The sequence below is a fragment of the Pseudomonas sp. ok272 genome (assembly GCF_900109995.1).
GTDB lineage: Bacteria > Pseudomonadota > Gammaproteobacteria > Pseudomonadales > Pseudomonadaceae > Aquipseudomonas.
The window spans coordinates 1-2,386 of record NZ_FOCB01000043.1 but is presented as its reverse complement, the minus strand read 5'-3'; the positions used below and the strand labels follow the sequence as shown (position 1 = coordinate 2,386).

Here is a 2,386-nt window from a genome sequence, read left to right as displayed (position 1 = left end):
GGAGCATGCAAATTGCTTGGGTGTTATATGGTCAAGCCTCACGGGCAATTAGTATTGGTTAGCTCAACGCCTCACAGCGCTTACACACCCAACCTATCAACGTCGTAGTCTTCGACGGCCCTTCAGGGGACTCAAGGTCCCAGTGAGATCTCATCTTGAGGCTAGTTTCCCGCTTAGATGCTTTCAGCGGTTATCTATTCCGAACATAGCTACCCGGCAATGCCACTGGCGTGACAACCGGAACACCAGAGGTTCGTCCACTCCGGTCCTCTCGTACTAGGAGCAGCCCCTCTCAAATCTCAAACGTCCACGGCAGATAGGGACCGAACTGTCTCACGACGTTCTAAACCCAGCTCGCGTACCACTTTAAATGGCGAACAGCCATACCCTTGGGACCGGCTTCAGCCCCAGGATGTGATGAGCCGACATCGAGGTGCCAAACACCGCCGTCGATATGAACTCTTGGGCGGTATCAGCCTGTTATCCCCGGAGTACCTTTTATCCGTTGAGCGATGGCCCTTCCATACAGAACCACCGGATCACTAAGACCTACTTTCGTACCTGCTCGACGTGTCTGTCTCGCAGTCAAGCGCGCTTTTGCCTTTATACTCTACGACCGATTTCCGACCGGTCTGAGCGCACCTTCGTACTCCTCCGTTACTCTTTAGGAGGAGACCGCCCCAGTCAAACTACCCACCATACACTGTCCTCGATCCGGATAACGGACCTGAGTTAGAACCTCAAAGTTGCCAGGGTGGTATTTCAAGGTTGGCTCCACGCAGACTGGCGTCCACGCTTCAAAGCCTCCCACCTATCCTACACAAGCAAATTCAAAGTCCAGTGCAAAGCTATAGTAAAGGTTCACGGGGTCTTTCCGTCTAGCCGCGGATACACTGCATCTTCACAGCGATTTCAATTTCACTGAGTCTCGGGTGGAGACAGCGCCGCCATCGTTACGCCATTCGTGCAGGTCGGAACTTACCCGACAAGGAATTTCGCTACCTTAGGACCGTTATAGTTACGGCCGCCGTTTACCGGGGCTTCGATCAAGAGCTTCGCGTTAGCTAACCCCATCAATTAACCTTCCGGCACCGGGCAGGCGTCACACCCTATACGTCCACTTTCGTGTTTGCAGAGTGCTGTGTTTTTAATAAACAGTCGCAGCGGCCTGGTATCTTCGACCGGCATGAGCTTACGGAGCAAGTCCTTCACCCTCACCGGCGCACCTTCTCCCGAAGTTACGGTGCCATTTTGCCTAGTTCCTTCACCCGAGTTCTCTCAAGCGCCTTGGTATTCTCTACCCAACCACCTGTGTCGGTTTGGGGTACGGTTCCTGGTTACCTGAAGCTTAGAAGCTTTTCTTGGAAGCATGGCATCAACCACTTCGTTACCTAAAAGGTAACTCGTCATCAGCTCTCGGCCTTAGAATCCCGGATTTACCTAAGATTCCAGCCTACCACCTTAAACTTGGACAACCAACGCCAAGCTGGCCTAGCCTTCTCCGTCCCTCCATCGCAATAACCAGAAGTACAGGAATATTAACCTGTTTTCCATCGACTACGCTTTTCAGCCTCGCCTTAGGGACCGACTAACCCTGCGTCGATTAACGTTGCGCAGGAAACCTTGGTCTTTCGGCGTGGGTGTTTTTCACACCCATTGTCGTTACTCATGTCAGCATTCGCACTTCTGATACCTCCAGCAAGCTTCTCAACTCACCTTCACAGGCTTACAGAACGCTCCTCTACCGCATCACCTAAGTGATACCCGTAGCTTCGGTGTATGGTTTGAGCCCCGTTACATCTTCCGCGCAGGCCGACTCGACTAGTGAGCTATTACGCTTTCTTTAAAGGGTGGCTGCTTCTAAGCCAACCTCCTAGCTGTCTAAGCCTTCCCACATCGTTTCCCACTTAACCATAACTTTGGGACCTTAGCTGACGGTCTGGGTTGTTTCCCTTTTCACGACGGACGTTAGCACCCGCCGTGTGTCTCCCATGCTCGGCACTTGTAGGTATTCGGAGTTTGCATCGGTTTGGTAAGTCGGGATGACCCCCTAGCCGAAACAGTGCTCTACCCCCTACAGTGATACATGAGGCGCTACCTAAATAGCTTTCGAGGAGAACCAGCTATCTCCGAGCTTGATTAGCCTTTCACTCCGATCCACAGGTCATCCGCTAACTTTTCAACGGTAGTCGGTTCGGTCCTCCAGTTAGTGTTACCCAACCTTCAACCTGCCCATGGATAGATCGCCCGGTTTCGGGTCTATTCCCAGCGACTAGACGCCCTATTAAGACTCGCTTTCGCTACGCCTCCCCTATTCGGTTAAGCTCGCCACTGAAAATAAGTCGCTGACCCATTATACAAAAGGTACGCAGTCACCCAACAAAGT

1 rRNA gene is annotated in these 2,386 nt (G+C 52.3%); it reads right to left on the bottom strand.

From position 1 onward, the window contains the following. Positions 1-27: 27 nt before the first annotated feature. Positions 28-2,386 (bottom strand): 23S ribosomal RNA (locus tag BMW74_RS24395); the annotation flags it as partial.